Annotated in this window: 21 protein-coding genes; 10 read left to right on the top strand and 11 right to left on the bottom strand. The window is 75.1% G+C overall.

Going from position 1 to position 22,899, the window contains the following annotated elements:
- Positions 1–62 precede the first annotated feature (62 nt).
- Positions 63–1,361, top strand: coding sequence for a nitrate/nitrite transporter (locus tag ND486_RS16645; protein ID WP_251785049.1), 1,299 nt, complete (start codon positions 63–65; stop codon positions 1,359–1,361).
- Between the two features lie 168 nt (positions 1,362–1,529).
- Here the strand turns inward: ND486_RS16645 and ND486_RS29205 are convergent, their stop codons facing one another.
- Positions 1,530–2,246 (bottom strand): PadR family transcriptional regulator, encoded by a 717-nt coding sequence (locus ND486_RS29205; protein ID WP_285898831.1) that lies wholly within the window; start codon positions 2,244–2,246, stop codon positions 1,530–1,532.
- A 290-nt stretch (positions 2,247–2,536) separates the two neighbouring features.
- On the opposite strand from ND486_RS29205, the gene ND486_RS16635 reads away from it, so the two are divergent.
- A complete protein-coding gene (locus ND486_RS16635) occupies positions 2,537–2,887 on the top strand; it encodes a hypothetical protein (RefSeq protein WP_251785048.1) in 351 nt (116 codons plus the stop codon).
- A gap of 16 nt (positions 2,888–2,903) precedes the next feature.
- Here ND486_RS16635 and ND486_RS16630 read toward each other — a convergent pair whose 3' ends face one another.
- A complete protein-coding gene (locus tag ND486_RS16630; RefSeq protein WP_251785047.1) occupies positions 2,904–3,458 on the bottom strand; it encodes an NADAR family protein in 555 nt (184 codons plus the stop codon).
- Between the two features lie 11 nt (positions 3,459–3,469).
- Positions 3,470–3,934: a MarR family transcriptional regulator gene (locus ND486_RS16625; RefSeq protein ID WP_251785046.1), complete on the bottom strand. Its 465-nt coding sequence runs from the start codon at positions 3,932–3,934 to the stop codon at positions 3,470–3,472.
- A gap of 119 nt (positions 3,935–4,053) precedes the next feature.
- Here ND486_RS16625 and ND486_RS16620 point away from each other — a divergent pair, with 119 nt between their 5' ends.
- Both ND486_RS16620 and ND486_RS16615 read left to right on the top strand, forming a co-directional pair.
- On the top strand, positions 4,054–4,497 hold the full coding sequence (locus ND486_RS16620) for a CBS domain-containing protein (RefSeq protein ID WP_251785045.1): 444 nt from the start codon (positions 4,054–4,056) through the stop codon (positions 4,495–4,497).
- Between the two features lie 78 nt (positions 4,498–4,575).
- A complete protein-coding gene (locus tag ND486_RS16615; RefSeq protein WP_251785044.1) occupies positions 4,576–4,971 on the top strand; it encodes a YkvA family protein in 396 nt (131 codons plus the stop codon).
- On the opposite strand, the gene ND486_RS16610 is transcribed toward ND486_RS16615, so the two are convergent.
- From ND486_RS16610 to ND486_RS16600, 3 genes are all read right to left on the bottom strand, one after another.
- Entirely contained in the window at positions 4,947–5,417 is a 471-nt protein-coding gene (locus tag ND486_RS16610; protein ID WP_145983027.1) for a hypothetical protein, read from the bottom strand. The genes ND486_RS16615 and ND486_RS16610 overlap by 25 nt on opposite strands.
- 113 nt (positions 5,418–5,530) lie before the next feature.
- A complete protein-coding gene (locus ND486_RS16605; RefSeq protein ID WP_251785043.1) occupies positions 5,531–6,355 on the bottom strand; it encodes a glycerophosphodiester phosphodiesterase family protein in 825 nt (274 codons plus the stop codon).
- 111 nt (positions 6,356–6,466) lie between these two features.
- Positions 6,467–7,285, bottom strand: coding sequence for an SGNH/GDSL hydrolase family protein (locus tag ND486_RS16600; protein WP_251785042.1), 819 nt, complete (start codon positions 7,283–7,285; stop codon positions 6,467–6,469).
- A gap of 492 nt (positions 7,286–7,777) precedes the next feature.
- On the opposite strand from ND486_RS16600, the gene ND486_RS16595 reads away from it, so the two are divergent.
- The gene (locus ND486_RS16595; protein ID WP_251785041.1) at positions 7,778–8,761 is read left to right on the top strand and encodes a M23 family metallopeptidase; all 984 of its coding nucleotides are present in this window, start codon (positions 7,778–7,780) and stop codon (positions 8,759–8,761) included.
- A 1-nt stretch (position 8,762) separates the two neighbouring features.
- On the opposite strand, the gene sthA is transcribed toward ND486_RS16595, so the two are convergent.
- Both sthA and ND486_RS16585 read right to left on the bottom strand, forming a co-directional pair.
- Entirely contained in the window at positions 8,763–10,193 is a 1,431-nt protein-coding gene (gene sthA, locus ND486_RS16590; protein WP_062396008.1) for a Si-specific NAD(P)(+) transhydrogenase, read from the bottom strand.
- Positions 10,194–10,250: 57 nt separating this feature from the next.
- Positions 10,251–11,744, bottom strand: coding sequence for an FGGY-family carbohydrate kinase (locus ND486_RS16585; protein ID WP_251785040.1), 1,494 nt, complete (start codon positions 11,742–11,744; stop codon positions 10,251–10,253).
- 103 nt (positions 11,745–11,847) lie between these two features.
- On the opposite strand from ND486_RS16585, the gene ND486_RS16580 reads away from it, so the two are divergent.
- Together ND486_RS16580 and ND486_RS16575 are read left to right on the top strand one after the other, a co-directional pair.
- A complete protein-coding gene (locus tag ND486_RS16580; RefSeq protein ID WP_251785039.1) occupies positions 11,848–13,107 on the top strand; it encodes an FAD-binding domain-containing protein in 1,260 nt (419 codons plus the stop codon).
- A 69-nt stretch (positions 13,108–13,176) separates the two neighbouring features.
- Positions 13,177–14,331 carry a DUF4192 domain-containing protein gene (locus ND486_RS16575; protein WP_251785038.1) on the top strand — a complete coding sequence of 385 codons (1,155 nt, stop codon included), beginning with the start codon at positions 13,177–13,179 and terminating at the stop codon, positions 14,329–14,331.
- A gap of 22 nt (positions 14,332–14,353) precedes the next feature.
- Here the strand turns inward: ND486_RS16575 and galE are convergent, their stop codons facing one another.
- Complete coding sequence (gene galE / locus ND486_RS16570; protein ID WP_062396005.1) at positions 14,354–15,322, bottom strand: UDP-glucose 4-epimerase GalE; 969 nt, start codon at positions 15,320–15,322, stop codon at positions 14,354–14,356.
- A 15-nt stretch (positions 15,323–15,337) separates the two neighbouring features.
- Positions 15,338–16,054, bottom strand: a complete 717-nt coding sequence (locus ND486_RS16565; protein WP_062396004.1) for a metal-dependent transcriptional regulator — start codon at positions 16,052–16,054, stop codon at positions 15,338–15,340.
- A 72-nt stretch (positions 16,055–16,126) separates the two neighbouring features.
- On the opposite strand from ND486_RS16565, the gene ND486_RS16560 reads away from it, so the two are divergent.
- From ND486_RS16560 to ND486_RS16550, 3 genes are read left to right on the top strand one after another with little or no spacing between them, the layout of a single operon-like run.
- Positions 16,127–17,065 carry a sulfurtransferase gene (locus ND486_RS16560; protein WP_374231424.1) on the top strand — a complete coding sequence of 313 codons (939 nt, stop codon included), beginning with the start codon at positions 16,127–16,129 and terminating at the stop codon, positions 17,063–17,065.
- 34 nt (positions 17,066–17,099) lie between these two features.
- Positions 17,100–18,272 carry an acetoin utilization protein AcuC gene (locus ND486_RS16555; RefSeq protein WP_208826907.1) on the top strand — a complete coding sequence of 391 codons (1,173 nt, stop codon included), beginning with the start codon at positions 17,100–17,102 and terminating at the stop codon, positions 18,270–18,272.
- Between the two features lie 8 nt (positions 18,273–18,280).
- Positions 18,281–21,007 carry a bifunctional GNAT family N-acetyltransferase/acetate--CoA ligase family protein gene (locus ND486_RS16550; RefSeq protein ID WP_251785037.1) on the top strand — a complete coding sequence of 909 codons (2,727 nt, stop codon included), beginning with the start codon at positions 18,281–18,283 and terminating at the stop codon, positions 21,005–21,007.
- 166 nt (positions 21,008–21,173) lie between these two features.
- Here ND486_RS16550 and ND486_RS16545 read toward each other — a convergent pair whose 3' ends face one another.
- Positions 21,174–22,823 (bottom strand): fumarate hydratase, encoded by a 1,650-nt coding sequence (locus ND486_RS16545; RefSeq protein WP_073574184.1) that lies wholly within the window; start codon positions 22,821–22,823, stop codon positions 21,174–21,176.
- Between the last annotated feature and the right edge of the window lie 76 nt (positions 22,824–22,899).

Genomic DNA, 22,899 nt, shown 5'->3' with positions numbered 1-22,899 from the left:
GTGTGACACGCCCCCGCCGGTACACCCCGCCCGTCCGGGATGGACCAGAATGGTCGTTCGTCATGCACACGTCACGTCGCGCTTACCTCGTCTGGTCCGCCGGTCTGTTCGCCTACGTCGTGGCGGTGCTGCAACGCAGCTCGTTCGGCGTCTCCGGGCTGGAGGCGGCGGAGCGGTTCGGCGCGTCCCCGACCGTGCTCGCCGGGTTCCTCGTCCTGCAGCTGCTGGTCTACGCCGCCCTCCAGGTGCCGGTCGGGCTGCTGCTCGACCGGTTCGGCGCCCGCACCATGGTGCTCGCCGGCGCCGTCACCATGACCGCGGCGCAGGTGCTCGTCGCACTCGCCACCTCGCTGCCGCTGGCCATCGCCGCCCGCGTGCTCGTCGGCGTCGGCGACGCCCTGACCTTCATCTCGGTGCTGTCGGTGCTGGCCACCTGGTTCGCGCCGCGCCGGGTGCCGCTGATGACGCAGATCACGGCGCTGCTCGGCCAGTTCGGCCAGGTGCTCTCCGCGATCCCGCTCGCCACCGTCCTGCACGCCTACGGCTGGACGACCGCGTTCCTGTCCGCCGCCGGGATCGGCGTCGTCGCCACGGTCGCGGTGCTCGCCGTGTTCCGCGACCGCCCGCCCGGCAGCCCGGCCCCGGCCCCGGCGAGCAGCCCCCGCGAGGTCGTCGACGGCCTCAAGGGCGCCTGGGCGCACCCGGGCACCCGCCTCGGGCTCTGGTCGCACGCCGGCACCCAGTTCTCCGGCCTGGTGTTCGCGCTGCTGTGGGGCGTGCCCTACCTCGTCGCCGGGCAGGGGATGACACCCACCGGCGCCTCGGTGATGCTGACCGTGCTCGTCCTCGCCGGCGCCGTCGTCGGCCCGGTGTTCGGCGAGTTCACCGCCCGCCACCCGCTGCGCCGCTCCTGGCTCGTGCTGTCGGTCATCGGCGCGACCGCGCTCGTGTGGACGGTCGTGCTGCTCGTCCCGCCGCCCGCGCCGCTGTGGCTGCTCGTGCTGCTCGTGGTGGTGCTCGCCGCGAACGGCCCCTGCTCCGCCGTCGGCTTCGACTACGCCCGCACCTTCAACCCCGCCCACCGGCGCGGCACCGCCGTCGGGATCGTCAACGTCGGCGGGTTCACCGCCTCGCTCACCACCACACTGCTGGTCGGGCTCGTGCTCAGCGTGTCCGGCGGCTACACCCCCGAGGCGTTCCGGCTGGCCTGGCTCGTGCAGTTCCCGATCTGGGCGCTCACCGCCGTCGCGGTCGTCCTCGCGCGGCGCAAGGCCCGCCGGGTGATGGCCGCCGAGGGCACCGTCGTCCCGCCGCTGCGGGAGGCGCTGCGCCGCAACCGGCGCCGGCGACAGACCCGGTAGACGACGACGGGGGCGGGACCATCGCGGTCCCGCCCCCGTCGCACACGGAGCGGTCTGCCCGTCCGGCGGGCCCCACCCGGTCTCGCCCGCACCTTCGGCGGGCCTCACCCGGTGTCGCCCGCTCGTCCGGCGGGCCTCACCCGGTGTCGCCCGCTCGCTCGGCGGGCCTCACTCGGCCAGCAGCCGGTACAGCGCCTTGCGGGCCTCGGTCAGCGCCTCGGTCGCCGACGCCACCTGCGTCTCGGAGCCGGCCTCGGCGACCTGCCGCGCGGCGGCGGCGAGCCGGCCGAGCTCGGTGACCAGGCCGGTCGCCGGGTCCGACTCGGCGGCCTCGGCGTCCTCGGCGAACGGCGCCCACACCGCGTCGAGTTCGGCGCGGTGCTCCTCGACGTGCCGGGTGCCCTCCTCGGTCAGGTGGACGACCCGACGGCCCTCGGTCTGCTCGGACCGGACCAGGCCCTCGTCCTCCAGCTGGGACAGCATCGGGTACACCGAGCCGGGGCTCGGCTTCCACTGCCCGCCGGAGCGGCCGGTGATCTCCTGGATGATCTCGTAGCCGTGCCGCGGGCCGTCGGCGACGACCGCGAGCACCGCGGTGCGCACGTCGCCGCGGGCACGCTTGCCGCGCCGGCCGCGGGGCCCGCCGGGGCCGAACCCGCCCGGGCCGAAGCCTCCGGGACCGAACCCGCCCGGGCCGAAGCCTCCGGGGCCGAACGGGCCTCCGGGACCGAACGGGCCGCCGGGGCCGAACCCGCGGCCGGGACCGAAGCCCCGCCCGCCGGGCCCGCGTCCGTGGCGGTGGGCGCGACCGCGGCGGTGGCCGGGTCCGCCCTCGTCGCGGGGATCGTCACTGTCGTCGCCGTGGACGTCGGGGGTGTCGTGCATGGCTGCCTCCTCCGGGCCGCAGGGGAACCCGGCGCCGCGGTGGCCCCGGGGGTGTCGGTGGGTGCGGGGCCCGAAGGGGCTCCGGAACATGTCGCGCGTGGTCATGACGCGTGGTCCTCTCGTCGTGAGCCTCCTCGTCGATCGGCTCGTGTGCCATCACGATATATCGCGACTGCTCTACGTTGCAACGGTGACGGTCTGAGAATGTCCTGAGGGTGCGCGGAGCGGCCCGTGGCGGGTTGACTGTCCCGGCGGGCCGGCGGGCGGTCCGCCGGATGTGAGGGGGAGTCGTGGGGCGTCACGACGCAGGAGCCGGCCCGGCCGGCGAGGCACCGGAGGACACGGCCGAGGAGCTCGACCTCAGCGATGTCTCCGCGGCGCAGCTGCGGGACCGGCTCTCCGCGCGGTCCGACGGCCGCGACGACCAGGTCGTCGACGCCGCGCGCGAGCTGCGGGCGAGCCTGGACCGGCTCGGCGCGGGGCTCGCGGCGCGGCGTGCGGCGCTCGTCGGACGGGCGGGGGAGATCGCCCGGGCCGCCGTGCCCTACGTCGGCGGCGCCGTCGTGACCGGGGTGGGGGCGGTGCTGGTGGCGCGCCGGGCCCGCCGTCCGCGCCGCTCCCGGTACCCCGGGGCGGTCTGACCCGGGCCGGTCGGGGTCAGTGGCTCCCGAGCCCGGCGCGCACCCGCATCAGGGCGAAGCCCAGCAGGTTCCGGCCGGGCCAGCGGTCCGGCGCGCCGAGGTCGGGGTCGTCGGCGGCCAGGCCGATGCCCCAGATCCGGTCGACGGGGGAGGCCTCGACGAGCACCGCGTCGCCGGTACCCAGCAGGGCCGCGGTGAGCCGCTCGGCGGAGCGGAACTTGGCCCGGTTGCCCGCGACGACGACCTCGACCCGGTGCGCGGCCCACACCTTCGAGTCGAAGCCCCGGACCTCGCGCCCGGCCCGCTTGGCGGTGTCCGGGTCGTCGTCGGACAGGACGCGGGCGAGCGCGTCGTCGTCGCCGAAGGTGCGGGCCTTGGCCGCCATCATCCAGTGCTCGGCGGTGGCGTAGCGGACCCCGTCGACGACGAACGGCGACGGATGCCACTGGCTCAGCACGTGCACGTCGCCCGGCGCGGGCTCGGAGCCCCAGAACGGGACGAACCGCGGGCGCGCCCCCGCCGCGACGGCGGCCCGCAGGGAGGCGACGTCGGTCGGGGCGTCCTCGCTCACACCCTCCGATCCTAGGGCGTCGGCGGGGCCGCCGCGTCGGCCAGCGCGGACAGCAGCTCGGCCGCACCCACCCGTCGCTCGGGCGGTACCCGGCCCAGCAGGTCGGCGACCGCGGCGCGACGGTGGGCGTCGACCTCGCCGATCAGCTCCCGTCCGGCCGGGGTCAGCTCGACGAGCAGGTGCCGCCGGTCGTCCGGGTCGGGGCGGCGTTCGACCAGGCCGGCCCGCCCGAGGCGCACGAGCACCCGGGTGGCGTTCGACGGGTGGACGTCGAGTTCACGCCCGACCGCGGTGACGTTGGTGCGTCCCGCGTCCGCGATCAGCATGAGGACCCGCAGCTGGGGCACGGTCACGGCGTCCCCGGCCGCCGCCACCGCGCGCACGCTGATGCCGGTGAACGCGCGCGCGAGCGCCAGGCCCGCCTCCACCGTCGCGCCGTCCGGGTGATCCCGATCTCGGCCGTGTGCGTCGGTCATCCCCGTCCACCTCCCTCACCAGCGATCTTTACTCCGCGCTGACCGTTGCGTCGACCAATCTTTGCCATTGCACAACTACTGCGCAAGCGCAACAATAGGGACGTCGAAGGGAGAGTTCCATGAAGGTGTCGGACATCCTGCGGATCAAGGGCGACACGGTGCACACCGTGTTGTCGTGGAACACCATCGCCGAGGCCGCGACCCGGCTCGCCGGTCCGCCGGCGATCGGCGCGCTCGTCGTCTCCGACGACGGCCGTCGCGAACGCGTCGACGGCATCGTCTCCGAACGCGACATCGTGCGCCGGCTCGCCACCGACGGCGCGGGCCTGCTGGATCTCACCGTCGCCGACGTCATGACCCGCCACGTCGTGACCTGTTCGCCGGAGGACTCGCTCACCGAGGCCATGGGTCTGATGAACCGCTGGCGCCACCGCCACCTGCCCGTCGTCGACGACGGACGGCTCGTCGGGATGATCAGCATCGGTGACGTCGTCAAGCAGCGGCTGGCCGAGATGAGCACCGAGGCCGGGGTGCTGCGCGACATCTACCTCGCCTCGCACTGACCCCGCCCCCGGTCGTCCCCGGTGTGACGTGACCGTTTCGCCGGGAACGACCGGGGTGCGCCGTGCGTTGGACCGGACATGACTGCAGCGAGTGCCACCGCAGGTCGCCCCGCCGGCCGCACGGCCGCGTTCGCGACACTGTTCCGTGCCCTCACCCGTCGCGGCCGCCCCGGCGAGCCCGGCCCCGTCGAACGGTTCCGGGCACTGCCCGCCATGGCCGGCGATGCCTGGCGCGGCACCTACCCGCACCTCGGCAAGGGCCGGGTCGCGCTGTTCCTGATGGCCCTGGCCTACCTGGTGTCGCCGGTCGACCTGGTGCCCGAGGCGTTCCTGACCGTGTTCGGCCTCGGCGACGACGCGGTCGTCGCGATGTGGCTGGGCGGAGCCCTGCTGGTCGAGGCCGACCGCTACCTGGGGTGGCGGCGTACCGCACCGGTCGTCGTCGACGGTCAGGTGCAGGTCGACCGCACGTAGTCCCGGATCCGCTGCGACGCGGCCTGGTACTCCGGGTCCGCCCGGTCCTGCGCGATCCCCGGGTCACGGGCGACGGCGAGGGTGTCCCCGCCGTTGGCCTCCAGCAGGGCGAGCTGACGCTCGACGAGCTGGTCCACCCGCTCGAAGTCCGCGCGGATCTCCTGCGGTGCGAGCGAGGTGACCTGCTGGTTCGCCTGCCGGACGTTCGCGGTGACCTCGCCGACGTCGGAGATCGAGCGGCCGATGCCCACCCCGTTGAACGGCTGGGTGGCGGTCCGGCTCGCCTCGACGGCGTCGCAGAAGGGGCTGGAGGGGCGGTTCTGGGTCGTGACGACCGTGCGGGACGACGAACCCGGCTGGGTCGCCAGCGAGCTGCCGCAGCCCCCCACCAGGAGCAGGGCCAGTGCCGCCGGGACGAGCAGTCCTGGCCGCCGTACAGCCGTCATCCCCGATCCTCCGCTCACCGGCGGGGAAGGTGCCCGCGCCGCGAGGAGAAGTCTAGGGCGCGTGGTGTGAGGTGGATGTCGGCGGTGGGTCGGCGGCGCGGACGCGGATCGGGTCAGCCCGCGAGGACCGTCCGCAGCACCGCGGGCCGGTCGGTGATGATCCGGTCCACCCCGGTGTCCGCGATCCGCCGCATGTCGCCGGGGGCGTCGACCGTGTACGTCCCGGTCTGCATCCCGCGCGCCGCGACCTCGGCGACCAGCGCCGCGTCGACGACCTCGAACGACGGGTTGATCTGGGTGACCCCGTGGGCGGCGGCGTCGTCGAGCTGCGCCGCGGTCGGGCGCCCGTCGAACAGCCATCCGGCCGGGACGTCCGGGGCGGCCTCGGCGAAGCTGCGCATCACGTCGTGGTCGAAGGACTGCACGACGACCCCGCGCCGGCCGTCGACCTCGTAGGCGACCTCCTTCTCCACTCCCGGGTACCGCGCCGGGTCCTTCAGCTCGACCAGCAGGTCCGCGCGGCCGCGGAGCCGGTCGGCGAACTCCCCGAGGGTCGGGATGCGTTCCCCGGCGGAGGCGGGGGAGAACCACGACCCGGCGTCGAGACGGCGCAGCTCGGCGAGGGTGAACGCACCGACCGGTGCCAGGGCGCGGGTGGGGAAGACCCGTGCGACGTCGGTGGTGCGGGTCAGCGTGGCGTCGTGGACGAGCACGAGGTGGCCGTCCGCGGTGCGCTGGACGTCGACCTCGACGGCGTCGGCCCGCTGGGCCAGTGCCTCGTCGGCGGCGGCGAGGGTGTTCTCCGGGGCGTCGGCGGAGGCGCCGCGGTGCGCGACGACCTCCGGACCGGACCGGGGACGGTCGGTGTCGGCGAGGCCGGACGTGGCCGTCGCGAGGAGGGCGGCTGGGACGAGGAGGGTGCCGAGCAGGCGTCGCACGAGGTGGGTCCTCAGGATCGGGGGCGGTGCCTGGGAACCATCGTGGCGTGGCCGGTCCGGCCGGTGTCGAGCGGCTGTCCGCCGGGGGACGAGCGGGCGAGGACCTGGTAGTCAGGGGAGGGTGACGGCCGCCTCGAGCGCAGGCAGGTAGCCGTCGCGGTAGCCCTGGGCGGTCGGGTGGTAGACCGCCGGGGCCGACGCGGGCGGGGGAGTGATCCACGGGTCGGCGGAGCAGACCCCGTGCCCGGCGAGGGCGGCGCGGACGTCGACGAACCGGCCCCGGAACCGCCCTGCCGCGTCGGCGAGGGCGGCGTCGAGGGTGTCCGCCGCCCGGTTCAGCGCCTCGCGGCGGACGGCGTTCGGGACGCCGGGGACGTCGCAGTCGGCGCCCGGCTCGAACAGCCGCGGGTAGCCCAGGACCAGGATCGTCGCGCCGGGGGCCTGCAGCCGGACCCCGACGATGGTCGAGATCAGCCCGCCGGGCGCGACCCAGCGGGCGGCACGCTCCCCGCCCCGGACGGCGCGCAGGCAGGTCTCGTCGTCGCGGGCGGTGCTGCAGGCGGCCAGGACCGGACCGAACCCGGTGTCGTTGCCGCCGACGGTGATCGTCACCAGGGTGGTGTCCGCGGAGACGGTGCGCACCTGCCGGGCGATCACCTCGCCGCTGGTGGCGCCGCTGCACGCGACGCTGACGAACGACGCCGGGTCGTGCCGGGCCGCCCACAGTGCCGGGTAGGACGCGGTGCTGCGCCGGCAGTCGCCGGTGGCCGGGTCCGGCCGGGCCCCGACGCCCGCGGCGTAGGAGTCACCGAGCGCGACGTACCGGACGGGGGCGGCGGCCGCGGTGGCCGGTGCCGGGTCGGCGAGGGCCGCCGGCGCCAGGACGACCAGCAACGCGCACGTCAGCAGGGGGACCAGGAGGCGGCGCACCCGTCCAGACAACCCGCGCGACACCGTGACGGCAATCCGGGCACCGGGTGAGCGGGTGCACGCGCCGTCGACGACGAGGTGCGCCGAACGGGTCCCGGGCCGGCCGCCTGCGCGGAGCGCGCGTCGCGGAGCCACCGCGCACGAGTTCTCACCGTGGGTGAGGGCGTGGACCGCGACGCCCCCGGCCACGACCACTCGGCCGTCGCGCGCGGCCGACGGAAAGCCCAGCTCAGGGCCCTGTCCGAGGTGGACCGGCCGGGCCGGCGCCACGGTGAACGGCAGGTGGCCGGGGTGAGTGGCCGGCGGCGTCCGCTCACCGCCCGCAACGTCCCGTCGGTCTCGTGATCACCCGATCGGGTTCTTCCGTCCGTTGCGTCCGGCTAGCGTCGGAGTCAGATCACGGAACGGTCACGAACCGGACGCGGCTCCTCCCCAGGGGGCCGCCCGCTCCCCACGGGTTGTCCGCCGTTCCGGGATCCGGAAGGAAGGGTCGTGGCACGGCATCGCTCCCCCCGGAGCCGTCAGGCGAGCCTCGCGCTCCTGGCCCCGCAGTTCGCGGTGGCCGGGATCGGGGTCCCGGTCGGCTCGTTCCCCGCAGGTCCGCACGTCCGGCGCGCCCGTGACGCCGGGGCCGAGGACGGCTCACGCTGGTCGGCCTCGACCCGGATCACCGCCGCCGTCGTCGCGGTGGGCGGCATCGCCGCCACCGCCCACGCGGGTGTCGGCTCCGGCGACCTGTCCGCGACCGTGACGTCCTGGTTCGACACGGCGGGATCGTCGTCGGTGTCGAGCCAGGACGCCGCGCTCCCCGCCGCCGTGCCCGCCCCGCGGGCCGCCGCGGACGACGCCGCCTCGCCGATCGCGGACCCGGCCACCATCGCCTCGCTGGCCGCCCCGGCCGCCGCCCCGTCGGCGGCCGCGCGCACCGTCGCCGTCGCCGACACCGGCCGCGCCAGGGCCGCCTCCGCGGTCCAGGCCGCCACCGCCTCGGTCGACCAGGTCCGCAAGGCCGCCGAGGAGCGCGCCCGGGCGGCCGAGGCCGCCCGCGCCGCGGGTGCCACCGGCGCGCTGCAGTCCGCCTCCGCGGGCGGTGCGGTGTCGATCGTGACCGGCCGGGTCACCTCGGGCTTCGGTTCCCGCTGGGGCACGAAGCACATGGGCCTCGACATCGCCGCCCCGATCGGTACCCCGATCCACGTACCGATCGCCGGCACCGTCATCAGCTCCGGCCCCGCCAGCGGGTTCGGGATGTGGGTCCGGGTCCGGCACGCCGACGGCACGGTCACCGTCTACGGCCACATCAACCGCTCGCTGGTCTCGGTCGGCCAGAAGGTGGCGGCAGGCCAGCAGATCGCCGAGGTCGGCAACCGCGGCCAGTCCACCGGCCCGCACCTGCACATCGAGGTCGTCGACCCGAGCGGAACCAAGATCAACCCGAAGCCGTGGCTCGACGCGAACGGGTTCCGCTACACCTGAGTCAGGAGTTCTGGACCGACTCCAGCGCACGGATCTTGTTCGTGGCGTCCAGCGCGGCGACCTTGTACGCCTCCGACAGCGTCGGATAGTTCAGGACGGTGTCGACGAGGTAGTCCACCGTCCCGCCACAGCCCATGATGGCCTGCCCGATGTGCACGAGGTCGGTGGCGTTCGTGCCGAACACGTGCACCCCGAGCAGCCGGTGGTCCTCGGGCGACACCAGCAGCTTCAGCATGCCGTAGGAGTCGCCGACGATCGCGCCGCGCGCGAGCTCGCGGTAGCGCGACAGCCCGGTCTCGTACGGGATCGACGCCGCCGTCAGCTCGGCCTCGGTCCGCCCGCAGAACGAGATCTCCGGGATCGTGTAGATGCCGATCGGCTGCAGCTCGTGCAGCTCGCGGACGGGCTCGCCGAACAGGTGGTAGGCGGCGAGCCTGCCCTGGTCCATGCTCGTCGACGCCAGCGCCGGGAACCCGATCACGTCGCCGACCGCCGCGATGTGCTCGACCGAGGTCCGGTACTGCTTGTCGACCTCGATGCGCCCCCGGTCGTCGGCCCGGACACCGGCCGCGTCCAGGCCCAGCTCCTCGGTCATGCCCTGGCGGCCCGCCGAGTACATGACCATGTCGGCCGGGATCTTCTTCCCGCTGGCCAGGCTGGTCACCGTGCCGCGGCCGTTCACCTCGACCGAGGACACCTCCTCGCCGAACCGGAACGTGACCGCCGAGTCGCGCAGGTGGAACTTCAGTGACTCCACGACCTCCGGGTCGCAGAACCCGAGCATCGAGTCCCGCTTCTCCACCACGGTCACCCGCGTGCCGAGCGCGGCGAACATCGAGGCGTACTCGATGCCGATCACCCCCGCGCCGACGACGACCATCGAGCCCGGCACCCGGCCCAGCTGCAGCACCTGGTCGGAGTCGACGACCCGCTCGCCGTCGAACGCGACGGTGTCCGGGCGGGCCGGGCGGGTCCCGGTCGCGACGACGAAGTTCGAGGCGGTGACCTGGTTGTGGTCACCCCGCCCCGTCCCCTCGACGACGACGGTGTGCGGGTCGGTGAAGCGCGCCGTCCCGGTCAGGATGTCGACGTGGTTGCGCAGCAGCTGGCTGCGCACGATCTCGGTCTCGCGGCCGATCACGTGCCGGGTGCGGGCCAGCAGGTCGTCGATGGTGATCTCGGACTTGACCCGGTAGCTGGCGCCGTACATCTCGCGCTGGCTGAACCCGGACAGGTACAGCACCGCCTCGCGCAGCGTCTTCGACGGGATGGTGCCGGTGTTGACGCAGACCCCGCCCATCATGTGGCCGCGGTCGGCGATCGCCACCCGCTTCCCGAGCTTCGCCGCGGCGATCGCGGCCTTCTGCCCCCCGGGACCGGAGCCGATCACCAGCAGGTCGTAGTCGTGGGCGGGTGACTCGTCGGCACTCACCCGCCCAGCGTGGTGGCCGCCGCGCCGCGCGGCAACCACACCGGTGTGAACAGCGTGTCACGCGCGGTAGGAGCGTCTCCGTTCGTCGGCGAGGAAGTGCGCGGTCTCCCGGGTGGCGGTGTAGAGCGAGCGGTAGTGCGGGTGGAAGCGGTCGTAGACCTCGCGGGCCGCCGGGTCCGGCTCGACCGTGCGGGCGACCGGGTTCCAGTCGCGCAGCCGCGGCTCGGCCCCGGTCGCGACGGCGGCCAGCCACGCGTCGCCGAGCGCGGCGCCGACGGTCTGCTCCGGCACGTCCTGCGGGACCCCGGTCACGTCGGTGACGATCCGGGTCCACAGCCCGCCCTGCACCCCGCCGCCGACGGCGACCAGGCGCTTCGTGCCGCCGCCCGCGGACCGCATGACCTCCAGGTTGTGCCGGACGCCGTGCGCGATGCCCTCCAGCGCGGCCCGGTAGACCTCGCCGCGGGTGTGCCCGGTGGTCAGCCCGGCGAGCACGCCGCGGGCGTCCGGGTCGAACAGCGGGGTCCGCTCCCCGGCGAAGTAGGGGAGCAGCAGCAGCCCGCCGCTGCCCGGCGGCACCTCCGCGGCCTCGGCGACGAGCCCGGTGAAGCCCTCCCCGGTGAGGTCGCGCAGCCAGTTCGTGATGGCCCCGGAGGTCGCCATCCCCGCGGCCAGGGTGAACGACCCCGGTACGACGCCGCGGGTCGTCCACATCGCCGGGTGCGGGTGCGGGCGGTCGATGACCTCGATGAGGAACATCGTCGTCCCGTACATGACCATGACCTCCCCGGCGCCGGTGACGCCGGCGCTGGTGGCCTCGGCCCAGGCGTCGACGGTGCCGGCGGTGACCGGCAGCCCCTCCGGCAGCCCGGTCGCGGCGGCCGCCGCCGCGCTCACCCGCCCGGCGACCTCGGTCGGCCACAGCAGCCGGGGCAGCGTGATGCCCGGGGCGGTGCGCTCGGCCCAGTCGGGCGCCCAGTCCGCGGCGGCCAGGTCGTACATCGGGTCGCACTGGCTGGCCGAGTGGTGGTCGAGCACGTACTCGCCGGTGAGCCGGTGCACCAGGTAGGACGAGCACATCAGGAACATCTCGGTGCGGGCGAACACCTCCGGCTCGTGCCGGGCCAGCCACCGCCACTTCGGCCCCACCGCCTGCGAGGACAGCGGTGTCCCGGCCCGGGCCAGGATCGCGTCCTCGCCCAGCTCCGCGTTCAGCTCGTCGATCTCGGTGCCGGCGCGGGTGTCGACGCCGTAGAGGATCGCCGGGCGCAGCGGGCGGCCGTCGCCGTCGGCGGGGAGCAGGGTCGGCCCGATCCCCGACACCCCCAGCCCGGCGAGCTCGGTGCCGTCGTCGAGGGCGGGCAGCAGCTCCCGCACGACCGCGACGAAGTCGCCCCACCAGACGGCCTCGGCGTCGTGCTCCACGTGGCCGGGCAGCGGCTGTGCGGTCTCGTGCGCCCGGTCGGCCCGGGCCAGTACCCGGCCGCGGGCGTCGACGAGGACGCCCTTCGAACCCGACGTACCGATGTCGACGCCCAGATACACGTGCATGGGACGTTCCTACCGTCCCCCGCCCGCGGTGCACACAGAACGGGCGCAGAACATTCGTGCAGGTCGACGCGCGCGGTGGGCCGGGGCGCCGCAGACTTCTCCGGTGCAGCTGCCCACACCCCACCCGGACACCGCGACCGACTGGGTGCGCGAGCACCTCGGTGACCTCTGCCGCGACGAGCCCGTCGCCTCCGGAGCGTTCCGGGGCGGGCAGACCGCGGCCGACGCCGCCGTCGCGGCACTGGACCTGACCGGCTATGCGAAGCGGCGCAACGAGGTGCTGCCGGTGTCGCGGCGCGGTGCGACGGCGCTGTCGCCGTGGATCCGGCACGGGCTGGTCGACCTGCCGACCGCCTGGGACGCCGCCGCCGACGCCCCGCCGCGCGACCGCGCCAAGTTCCGCGACGAGCTGTGCTGGCAGGAGTACGCCCGCCACCTCTACGCCCGGCTCGGCACCCGCACCCGCTCCGCCCTGCGCGCGGCCCCCGCCCGCGCCGAACAGGGATGGGACGAGCCGTGGCCCGCCGAGATGGCCTGCGTCGACGCCTGCCTCACCGAGCTGCACACCGACGGCTGGCTGGTGAACCAGACCCGCATGTGGCTGTCCTCGCAGTGGACCGTGCGCGCCGGGCACGAGTGGGCGGGCGGGGAGAGCGAGTTCTTCGCGCACCTGCTCGACGGCTCCCGCGCGGCGAACCGGCTCGGCTGGCAGTGGACCGTCGGCGCCGGCACCGGCAAGCCCTACGGCTTCTCCCGCTGGCAGGTCCGCAAGCGCGCCCCGCAGCTGTGCGGGAGCTGCGCGCTGTCCGACGCCTGCCCGATCGAGCACTGGCCCGCCGATCCGCCCTCGCGCCCGGCCCCCGAGCACGACCCGCGGCTGCGCTCGGACCCCGACCCGGAGACGACCGGGGGGCCGGCCGCCCCGGTCTCCACCGGCGCCGCGCCGGAGGCGGTGTGGCTGACGGCGGAGTCGCTCGGCGACGCCGACCCCGCCCTCGACGCCCACCCGGACCTGCCCGCGGTGTTCGTGTTCGACGAGCCGCTGCTGCGCCGGCTGCGGCTGTCCGGCAAACGGCTGGTGTTCCTCGCGCAGACCCTCGCCGACCTGGGTGAACGCCGTGCCGTGCTGGTGCACCGCGGCGTCGTCGCCGACGAGCTCGACGGCACGCCCGTCGCGGTCACCCACGCCCCGGTCCCCGGGTTCACCACGCGCTCGGCCGCCGTCCGCCCGGTCGTGGTGCACCCCTGGCCGTGGCTGTACCGCCCGCACGCCGGTCCGGTCACCTCGTTCACCGCGTGGCGCAGGCGACTGCCCCGGCGCGGGGGGAAACCATCCACGACACCCCCTCGGCAAGGGGTGTGAGGCGGGACCGTCCACAGCCGGTCGGGTGACGGCGTTCCGCACGTCCCGGCCCGCGACGACCGTGGCGGCATGACCGCCTGCCCCCAGCCCGACCCCCTCCCCGGCCCCGGCCCCGGCCCGTCGCCGGGGTCGGAGGACCTGCCCGCCACCGGACGGCCCCCCGGCACCGCGTCCGGTCCCGGTCTGCGGCTCGACCGGCCCGCCGAGCTGATCGCCGCGGTCCCGGTGCTGCTCGGCTTCCACCCCCGGGACTCGCTGGTGCTCGTCTCGGTCACCGGGCCGCACCTCCACGACCGGCTGGGGCTCACCGTGCGGGTCGACCTGCCGCGCTCGTCGGCGTCGGCCCGCCGGGTGTGCCGGGAGGCGGTCGGGGTGCTCGCCGGGGAACGGCCCGCCCGGGCACTGGCGCTCGTCGTGCGCGACCCGGGCCCCGCCGGGCCGGGTCCCCGCCGGAGCCGCCGGGACGTGGGGGCCGCCGCGCGGCGGGAGCTGCTCGACGCCGGGATCGAGCCGATCGCGGCACTCTGGGCGACCGGTACCCGGGAGGGGGACCGGTGGGGCTGCTTCGACCTGCCCTGCACCTGCGGCGGGCTGCTTCCCGACGCTGCGTCGACCACGCTCGGGGTCACGGCCGCGGTTCGCGACGGCCGGGCCGTCCTGCCCGACCGCGCCGCGGTGCTCGCCCCGCTCGACTCCGACGCCGGCACCCGTCGCCGCCGGGCCCGGTTGCGCGACACCGGCGCCGCACCGGCCCGGGTAGGTGCCGCGACCGGCACCGCCCTGCTCGACGCCTGCCTGGACGAGGCCGCGGCGAGCCGGCTCGTCGTGGACGACCGGCTGGCGCTGGCCCTGTGCGGCGCCCTCGACGTCGGCGACGTGCGCGACGAGGCGCTGCGCCGCTGCCTGGGCCCCCGCGCGGCGGACGCCGAGCAGATGTGGGCGGTGCTGGTCGCGGCCCTGCCGTCACCGCAGCGGGCGCACCCGCTGGCCCTGCTCGCGGTGTGCGCCCTGCTGCGCGGCGACGGCGCGCTCGCGACCGGGGCGACGGAGCGGGCGCTGGCCGAACGGCCCGACCACGTCCTCGCCGGGGTGGTGGCGGCGAGCCTGCACGGCACCCGCGACCCGCGCTCACCCGCCGCACGGTGGGCGGGCCCGGGCGGGCTGCGGCGGCTGCTCACCGCGATGCTCGACCCGGACGCGCCCGACGACACGGCCGCCCGGTGAGCCGGCCCCGGGCCGCGCAGGTTCAGCGGGACCGGGCGAACTCCCAGGCATCGCCGACGATCTCGGCGATCGCGGTCCGCGACGGCTTCCAGCCCAGATGCTGCGCGGCCTGCTCGCTCGAGGCCACCAGCACCGCGGGGTCACCGGCGCGGCGCGGCGCGACGACGGCCGGGATCGGGTGCCCGGTCACCGCGCGGCAGGCCTCGACCACCTCGAGCACGGAGAACCCGTGACCGCTGCCGAGGTTGTAGATGTCGTGCCGCCCCGCGACGGCGTGGGTCAGCGCGAGCAGGTGGGCCTCGGCGAGGTCGTCGACGTGGATGTAGTCGCGCACGCAGGAGCCGTCGGGGGTGGGCCAGTCGTCGCCGTAGACCGAGATCGACTCGCGGGTGCCCGCGGCGACCTGCAGGACCAGCGGGATCAGGTGGGTCTCGACCGCGTGCCGCTCCCCGAGCGGGGTGTCGCCGGACAGGTGCGCCCCGGCCACGTTGAAGTACCGCAGGCTCGTCGCGGCCAGGCCGTGCGCCGTCGCGTAGGAGGTGATCATGTGGTCGATCGCGAGCTTGCTCGCCCCGTAGGGGTTGGTCGGCCGGGTCGGCGCGGTCTCCGGGATCGGGACCTGCTCCGGCTCGCCGTACGTGGCGGCGGTGGAGGAGAACACCAGCCGCGGTACCGCGTGCTCCCGGACGGCCTCGAGCAGCCGGAACGAGGCCACGACATTGCCGTCCCAGTACTTCTCGGGCTTCTCGACGGACTCCCCGACCAGCGAGCGGGCGGCGTAGTGCAGCACGCCGTCGAACCCGCCGCGGCCCAGGACCTCCCCGGCGCGGGTCCCGAGCTCACCCTCGACGAACTCCGCACCCGCGGGCACGGCGTCGCGGTGGCCGGTGGACAGGTCGTCGAGCACGACGACCTCGTGGCCGGCGTCGAGCAGGTGCGCGGCGCACACGCTGCCCACGTAGCCCGCGCCGCCGGTGACGAGCAGCTTCACGTGTGCGGATCCTCCTCAGACGGCGCGGACGAGCACGGCGTGCGCGACCGGCGGAGCGACGGTCGACTTCTCGTCGTCCGAGCTCACCGGCACCGGGTCGCCGAATCGGGAGATCGGGCCGACGTCGATCGCGTTGCCGGGCACGATCCCCGCGAGCTTCAGCTCGCCCATGAGGTCGGAGTCCAGCTGCACGTGCTCGGCGATCCGCCGGATCTCGACGCGACCGCCACCGCGGCGGGCCAGCTCGTCGAGCCGCTGCAGGCCGACCTCGAGCGTGGGCGGCACCGACGACGACGTCGACGCGTCGTCCCCGCGCTCCAGCTCCTCCAGACCCGGGATCGGGTTGCCGTAGGGCGACACGGTCGGCTTGTCGAGCAGGCGGAGCAGCTTCCGCTCGACGTCCTCGCTCATCACGTGCTCCCAGCGGCACGCCTCGGCGTGGACGAGCTCCCACTCGAGCCCGATCACGTCGATCAGCAGCCGCTCGGCGAGGCGGTGCTTGCGCATGACGGCGACGGCACGGCCGCGGCCCTCGTCGGTCAGCTCGAGGTGGCGGTCCCCGGCCACGACGACGAGTCCGTCGCGTTCCATACGGGCCACCGTCTGGCTGACGGTCGGCCCGCTCTGTCCGAGGCGTTCGGCGATCCGCGCGCGCAGCGGGACGACGCCTTCCTCCTCGAGTTCGTAGATGGTGCGGAGGTACATCTCCGTGGTGTCGATGAGGTCGTTCACGTGGGGCCCCTTCGTTCGACGTCCAGTCTACCCAGCGCGGCTCCCGCGCACGGCGAGCCCGTCCGGGGCAGGATGGGCCGCGTGTCCGGATCCATGATCCCCCCTGCCGAACTCGCCGGCCTGCTGGGACCCGCCCCGGCCGCCGGCACGGTGCGGCCCGTGGTGCTCGACGTCCGGTGGCGTCTGGTCGGCCCGCCCGGACGCGAGGACCACGATGCCCACCGGATCCCCGGTGCGGTGTTCGTCGACCTCGACACCGAGCTGTCCGCGGGCCCCGCGCGCCCCGGCCCCGGCGGGCGCCACCCGCTGCCGGAACCCGCTGCGCTGCAGGAGGTCCTGCGCCGGGCCGGGATCCGGGACGATGCCGGCGACCAGCTCGTCGTCGCCTACGACGACCTCGACGGCTCGGTCGCCGCGCGCGCCTGGTGGCTGCTGCGCTGGGCCGGCGTCGCGCCCGGCCGGGTCCGGGTGCTCGACGGCGGGTTCGCCGGCTGGCAGGCCGCGCGGCTGCCGATCGCCGGCACCGGCCCGGGTGCCGGGGCGCCGGAACCGGAGCCCCTGCCGCCCGGCGATCTGGTGGTCCGGCCGGGCGGGATGCCCGTCGTCGACGCCGACGGGGCCGCCGCGCTGGCCCGCGACGGCGTGCTCCTCGACGCCCGCGCCGCCGCCCGCTTCCGCGGTGAGACCGAGCCGGTCGACCCGCGCGCCGGGCACGTCCCCGGTGCCCGCAGCACCCCGGCCGCGGCGAACACCGGCCCGGACGGGCGCTGGCAGCCCGCCGGCACGCTGGCCGAGCGCTTCCGCGCCGCCGGCGTCGCACCCGGTGTCGCGACCGGCGCCTACTGCGGGTCCGGCGTCAACGCCTGCGCGCTGGTGCTCGCGCTGGAGGAGTCCGGCCTCACCACCCCGGACGCCCCGGCCGCGCTGTACCCCGGGTCGTGGTCGGAGTGGAGCGCCGACCCGGACCGCCCGGCCGAGACCGGGGACCGGCCGTGGGCCGCGCGGGAGTGACCGCGCCCGCCGGCCTGGCATACGGTTCCGGCCCATGAGCGCTCGCACGTCGGTGGTGTGGACTCCGGAGTTCCTGACCTACCAGCTGTCGGACGACCACCCCCTCAACCCGGTGCGGCTGGAGCTGATGATGGAGCTGTCCCGCGGGCTGGGGGTGCTCGACGGCGTCGACCCGGTCGTGCCGGACCCGGCGGGCGAGGTGGATCTGACCCGGGTGCACACCCCCGGTTTCCAGACGGCGGTGAAGTCCGCGCCGGAGGCGCCGTTCGGCGTCGGCCACGGGCTGGGCACCGCCGACAACCCGATCTTCTTCGGCATGCACGAGGCGTCCGCGCTGATCGCGGGCGGCTCGGTCGCCGCCGCCCGGGAGATCGCCGAGGGCCGCGCGGACCGCGCGGTGAACATGGCGGGCGGGCTGCACCACGCGATGCGCGACCGCGCCGCGGGCTTCTGCGTCTACAACGACTGCTCGGTCGCGATCGCCTGGCTGCTGGAGCAGGGCTACGAGCGCATCGCCTACGTCGACGTCGACGTCCACCACGGCGACGGCGTGCAGGACTGCTTCTACGACGACCCCCGGGTGCTGACGATCTCGCTGCACCAGCACCCGCTCACGCTGTGGCCGGGCACCGGCTGGGCGGGGGAGATCGGCCGCGGTGCCGGCGAGGGCTACGCCGTCAACGTCTCGCTGCCCCCCGGCACCGGCGACGCGGGCTGGCTGCGGGCCTTCCACGGCGTCGTCCCGTCGCTGCTGGAGTCGTTCCGTCCGCAGGTGCTGGTCACCGAGTGCGGCGCGGACACCCACTCCGAGGACCCGCTGGCGAACCTGGAGCTGTCCGTCGACGGCCACCGGGCCATCTACCACGCGTTGCGCGAGATGGCCGAGACCACCGCGGGCGGCAAGTGGCTCGTGCTCGGCGGCGGCGGGTACGCGCTCTACCGGGTGGTCCCGCGCTCGTGGACGCACCTGATGGCCGTCGCCCTGGACCGCGACCTGGACCCGGACACCTCCATCCCCGCGGACTGGACCGCGCTCGCGGCGACCCGGACCCGTTCGCCGCTGCCGGTCTCGATGTCCGACGGTGCCGACCCGGCCTTCGAGCGGTGGGGCGGCTCGTTCGGCGAGCGCGTCGACTCCGCGATCCTGGAGACCCGTCGTGCGGTGTTCCCGCTGCACGGCCTCGACCCCGACGACCCGCGGGACTGAGACCGACCATGACCGAGAAGACCGACGAGACCCCGGCCGACGCCCCCGGGCACCCCTACCCGCGGCACTGGGAGGCCGACGTCGTCGCCTCCGACGGCGGGATCGTGCACCTGCGCCCGATCCTGCCCGGCGACGCCGACGCGCTGCTCGCCTTCCACGCCAAGCTGTCCGACCGCACCCGCTACCTGCGCTACTTCGGCCCGTACCCGCGGATCTCGGCGCGGGACCTGGAGCGGTTCACCGTCGTCGACCACCGGACCCGGGTCGCGTTCCTGGCGCTGCTCGGCGACGAGATCATCGCGGTCGGCCGCTACGAGGGGCTGACCCCCGGCGGCGGGGCGGCCGCCCAGGAGGGAGCGGGCACCGACAAGCCGGTCACCTCCGCGGAGGTCGCGTTCGTCGTCCGCGACGACCACCAGTCCCGCGGCCTCGGCTCGATCCTGCTCGAGCACCTCGCCGCCGCGGCCCGGGAGAACGGGCTGTCCCGGTTCGAGGCCGAGGTGCTGGTGGAAAACCACGCCATGGTGCGGGTGTTCCGCGAGGCCGGCTACGGCGTCACGCGGGCCTTCGCCGAGGGCGTCCTGCACCTCGAGTTCGACATCGACCCCACCGAGAAGTCGATCGCGGTCCGCTACGCGCGCGAGCAGGCCGCCGAGGCCCGCAGCGTCGCGAACCTGCTGCACCCGACCTCGGTGGCGGTCATCGGCGCGTCGGCGGACGAGACCAAGATCGGCCACGCCGTCCTGCTGAACCTGCTGCGCGCCGGCTTCACCGGCCCCGTCTACCCGGTCAACCCCGACGCCCGCTCGGTGCGGGGCGTGCGCGCCTACCCGTCGGTGATCGACATCCCGGACGAGGTGGACCTCGCGGTCGTCGCCGTCCCGGCCGCGAACATCGACGAGGTCATGGACTCCTGCCTGGCCAAGGGCGTGAAGGTGCTGGTCGTGATCAGCTCCGGCTTCGCCGACGCCGGCGACGACGGCGGCACCGTCGCCGAGCGCAGGCTGGTCGCCGAGGCGCGGGCGCACGGGATGCGGGTGGTCGGGCCGAACGCACTCGGCGTCGCCAACCCCGACCCGTCGGTGCGGCTCAACGCGACCCTCGCCCCGCGGATGCCCGGGTACGGGCGCACCGGGTTCTTCTGCCAGTCCGGCGCGCTCGGCAGCGCCATCCTCGCCAACGCCCGCACCCGCGGGCTCGGCCTGTCGTCGTTCGTGTCGGCGGGCAACCGCGCCGACGTGTCCGGCAACGACCTGATGCAGTACTGGCAGACCGACCCGAACACCGAGCAGGTGCTGCTCTACCTGGAGACCTTCGGCAACCCGCGCAAGTTCGCCCGGGTCGCCCGCAGGCTGGCCCGCACCAAGCCGGTGATCGCGGTGAAGTCCGGCCGGCACACCGGGACGCTGCCGTCGCTGGCCTCGGTCGGGGCGCCGATCGACGAGTCCAGCGTGCAGGCGCTGTTCGAGCAGTCCGGGGTCATCCGGGTGCAGACACTGCCGCAGATGTTCGACACCGCCCTGCTCATCGCCCACCAGCCGCTGCCGAAGGGCCGCCGGGTCGCGGTCGTCGGCAACTCCACCGCGGTGAACCTGCTGGTCCTCGACGGGCTGCTCGACGAGGGTCTGGAGCTGGCGGGGGACCCGGTCGACGTCGGCACCCAGGCCTCCCCGGAGGCGTTCGCCGGCGCGGTCCGCGCGACCCTCGACGGCGACGCCCGCCCGGACGCGCTCATCGCGGTGTTCGTCCCGCCGGTCGCGGTGGCCGGCCGGGACCACGCGCACGCCCTGCGCGACGCCGCGGGCGGTGCCGGGGTCCCGGTCATCGCGGTGTTCCTCGCCGCCGAGGGCATCCCGGCGGAGCTGTCGGTCGCCGGCGCCGACGGCACGCCCGGCCGCGGGTCGGTGCCGAGCTTCGCCAGCCCCGAGCGGGCCACGTCGGCGCTGGGCCGGGTCAGCCGCTACGCGCAGTGGCGTGACACCCCGGTCGGGGAGTTCGTCGTGCCCGAGGGCATCGACGCCGACCGCGCGCGGGAGCTCGTGGCGTCGTTCGGGCCGGACACCCGGCACCCCCTCACCGACGACGAGGCCGTCGACCTGCTCGCCTGCTACGGCCTGGAGGTGATCACCTTCCGCCGGGCGAAGGGCGCCGACGACGCCGTCGCCGCCGCCGAGCAGCTCGGCTACCCGGTGGTCATCAAGGCGACCGCGGACCAGTGGCGGCACCGCGGCGACTTCGTCGGGGTGCGCCTGGACCTGGTCTCGGAGGAGGCCCTGCGCGTCGCGCACGCGGAGCTGTCGCGGGTGACCGGATCCGACGAGGTCTACGTGCAGCGGATGGCCCCGAAGGGCACGTCGTGCACGGTGGAGGTCGTCGACGACCCGTCGTTCGGGTCGCTGGTCGCGTTCGGGCTGTCCGGGATGGCGACCGAGCTGCTCGACGACCGCGCCTACCGGGTCCTGCCGGTGTCGACCGAGGACGCGGCCCGGCTGGTGCGGGCCCCGCGGGCGGCGCCGCTGCTCACCGGCTACCGCGGCACGGACCCGGTCGACCTCGCCGCGCTGGAGGACGTCGTGCTGCGGATCGGGCGGCTCGTCGAGGACCTGCCGCAGGTCCGCTCGCTCGCCCTCGACCCGGTGTTGGCCTCGCCGCAGGGGGCGTTCGTGGCCGGGGCCCGGATGACGATCGGCCCGGTGCCCGACCGGCGCGACGCGGGCCCCCGCCGCCTGCGCTGACCCGCCCGCCCACCCCCGGGAGGCCCCGGTGCCGTCGCCGGGCACCCGCCGGGTGGCCCCCAGGGGAACCTTCGTGGCTTAGAGCGCTACGAGGGTTCCCCTGGGTGCACGGCGTGCCGTGCACGGGGGCCGCGGGCACACCCCCCGGGGGGGGGCGTCGCAGCGGTCAGGTGCGGAAGGTGACCTGCAGGGTCGGGGCGCTGGTGTCGGCGAAGAAGTCGTTGCCCTTGTCGTCCATCACGACGAACGCCGGGAAGTCCTCGACCTCGATCTTCCAGACCGCCTCCATGCCGAGCTCGGGGTACTCGAGCACGTCGACCTTGCGGATGCAGTCCTGGGCCAGGCGGGCGGCCGGGCCGCCGATGGAGCCCAGGTAGAAGCCGCCGTTCGCGGCGCAGGAGTCCACGACCTGCTTCGACCGGTTCCCCTTCGCCAGCATCACCAGGGACCCGCCGGCCTCCTGGAACTGCTGGACGTAGGAGTCCATCCGGCCGGCCGTCGTCGGACCGAAGGAGCCCGAGGCGTAGCCCTCGGGGGTCTTGGCCGGTCCGGCGTAGTAGACGGCGTGGTCCTTGAGGTACTGCGGCATCGGCTCGCCGGCGTCGAGCCGCTCGGCGATCTTGGCGTGCGCGATGTCGCGGGCGACGACCAGCGGCCCGGTCAGCGACAGCCGGGTCTTCACCGGCAGCTGCGACAGCTGCGCGCGGATCTCGTCCATCGGCCGGTTCAGGTCGACCCGCACGACCTCGTCGGACAGGTCGGCGTCGGTGGCCTCGGGCAGGTACTGGGCCGGGTCGCGCTCCAGCTGCTCCAGGTAGACCCCGGACGGGGTGATCTTCGCCTTGGCCTGGCGGTCCGCCGAGCAGGACACCGCGACGCCGACCGGCAGCGAGGCGCCGTGCCGGGGCAGCCGGATGACGCGCACGTCGTGGCAGAAGTACTTGCCGCCGAACTGGGCGCCGATCCCGAAGTTGCGGGTCAGCTCGAGGACCTGCTGCTCCAGATCGGTGTCGCGGATGGCGTGCCCGAGCGGCGAGCCCTCGGTCGGCAGGTTGTCCAGGTAGCGGGCCGAGGCCAGCTTGGCGACCTTCAGGTTGAACTCCGCCGACATGCCGCCGACGACGATCGCCAGGTGGTACGGCGGGCAGGCCGCGGTACCGAGGCTGCGCAGCTTCTCGTCCAGGAACGCCGCGAGCCGCTTCGGGTTCAGCAGTGCCTTCGTCTCCTGGTAGAGGAAGGTCTTGTTGGCCGAGCCGCCGCCCTTGGCCATGACCAGGAACTCGTAGTACGGGTCCCGGCCCGGCTTGGCGTACAGCTCGACCTGCGCCGGCAGGTTGGTGCCGGTGTTCTTCTCGTCCCAGAAGCTGATCGGCGCCATCTGGCTGTAGCGCAGGTTCAGCTCCTGGTAGGCCTCGAAGACCCCGCGCGACACCGCGGCCTCGTCGTCGCCGCCGGTCAGCACGGTCTCGGTCTTCTTGCCGACGACGATCGCGGTGCCGGTGTCCTGGCACATCGGCAGCACCCCGCCCGCGGACACGCAGGCGTTGCGCAGCAGGTCGGTGGCGACGAACCGGTCGTTGCCGGAGGCCTCGGGGTCGTCGATGATGGCGCGCAGCTGCTTCAGGTGCGAGGGTCGCAGCAGGTGCTGGATGTCGGTGACGGCCGCGCGGACCAGTCCGGTGATCGTCTCCGGAGGGACCTCGAGGAAGGTGCGGCCCGCGGCCTCGGTCACGGTTCCCGCGGGCAGGTCGAGCTCGCGGTACTCGGTGTCGTCCGGGCCGAGCGGGAGCACGTCGGTGTGGTGGAACTCGGGCATGGCGGGGACGCTACCGGCCGTCGCCGGGCGGGCACCGCAGGTGGAGACGCAGACGACGTGTGAGGCGCACTAACCG

This window comes from Pseudonocardia sp. DR1-2 (genome assembly GCF_023717215.1).
Classification (GTDB): Bacteria; Actinomycetota; Actinomycetes; order Mycobacteriales; family Pseudonocardiaceae; genus Pseudonocardia; species Pseudonocardia alni.
Note: the sequence above shows the minus strand (reverse complement) of the source record. Positions and strands in the feature narration are given on the sequence as shown.

Excerpts from the sequence above, each read along its gene's own strand:
- ND486_RS16645 (WP_251785049.1), top strand. The coding sequence starts at position 63 with ATGCACACGTCACGTCGCGCTTACCTCGTCTGGTCCGCCGGTCTGTTC.
- ND486_RS29205 (WP_285898831.1), bottom strand. The coding sequence starts at position 2,246 with ATGCACGACACCCCCGACGTCCACGGCGACGACAGTGACGATCCCCGC.
- ND486_RS16625 (WP_251785046.1), bottom strand. The coding sequence starts at position 3,934 with ATGACCGACGCACACGGCCGAGATCGGGATCACCCGGACGGCGCGACG.
- ND486_RS16620 (WP_251785045.1), top strand. The coding sequence starts at position 4,054 with ATGAAGGTGTCGGACATCCTGCGGATCAAGGGCGACACGGTGCACACC.
- ND486_RS16615 (WP_251785044.1), top strand. The coding sequence starts at position 4,576 with ATGACTGCAGCGAGTGCCACCGCAGGTCGCCCCGCCGGCCGCACGGCC.
- ND486_RS16610 (WP_145983027.1), bottom strand. The coding sequence starts at position 5,417 with ATGACGGCTGTACGGCGGCCAGGACTGCTCGTCCCGGCGGCACTGGCC.
- ND486_RS16585 (WP_251785040.1), bottom strand. The coding sequence starts at position 11,744 with ATGCACGTGTATCTGGGCGTCGACATCGGTACGTCGGGTTCGAAGGGC.
- ND486_RS16575 (WP_251785038.1), top strand. The coding sequence starts at position 13,177 with ATGACCGCCTGCCCCCAGCCCGACCCCCTCCCCGGCCCCGGCCCCGGC.
- ND486_RS16560 (WP_374231424.1), top strand. The coding sequence starts at position 16,127 with ATGGGCCGCGTGTCCGGATCCATGATCCCCCCTGCCGAACTCGCCGGC.
- ND486_RS16555 (WP_208826907.1), top strand. The coding sequence starts at position 17,100 with ATGAGCGCTCGCACGTCGGTGGTGTGGACTCCGGAGTTCCTGACCTAC.
- ND486_RS16550 (WP_251785037.1), top strand. The coding sequence starts at position 18,281 with ATGACCGAGAAGACCGACGAGACCCCGGCCGACGCCCCCGGGCACCCC.
- ND486_RS16545 (WP_073574184.1), bottom strand. The coding sequence starts at position 22,823 with ATGCCCGAGTTCCACCACACCGACGTGCTCCCGCTCGGCCCGGACGAC.